General features: G+C 52.4%; 1 protein-coding gene. It reads left to right on the top strand.

Annotation, left to right across the window (positions count from 1 at the left end):
* On the top strand, nucleotides 1-218 hold a 218-nt coding region (locus tag IEJ02_RS49655; protein WP_223865640.1), incomplete at its 5' end, for a hypothetical protein.
* Between the last annotated feature and the right edge of the window lie 139 nt (nucleotides 219-357).

Here is a 357-nt window from a genome sequence, read left to right as displayed (position 1 = left end):
TGCTCCAGCTAGTCAATGGAATCAACCACAACCAGCATGGAACCAAGGTAACCAATGGAACCACGGTAACCAGTGGAATCAAGGAAACCAGTGGAACCCAGCTCCAGTACCACAGTGGAATTCAGGTGCCCAAAACGCTCTGGATAGAGGCGAATACACTGGTGACGGAGATTACAAAGGTGAAGGACTTGCTGAAGCTGGTGCTTATGGAAGAGTAGACGGACCCGAAACTTGGACCAACCCCGCCAACCAAGGAAACCAATGGAACCAGGGTGGTCAATGGAACCAAGGTGGTCAATGGAACCAACCAGCTGCACATGCCGTTCCAGCTCAGATCCCAGCTGGAGTTGACCCTGG

This window comes from Streptomyces sp. 5-10 (assembly GCF_014712245.1).
Classification (GTDB): domain Bacteria; phylum Actinomycetota; class Actinomycetes; order Streptomycetales; family Streptomycetaceae; genus Streptomyces; species Streptomyces violaceusniger.
The sequence above is the reverse complement of the archived record's forward strand: the minus strand, read 5'-3'. Positions and strand labels throughout refer to the sequence as shown.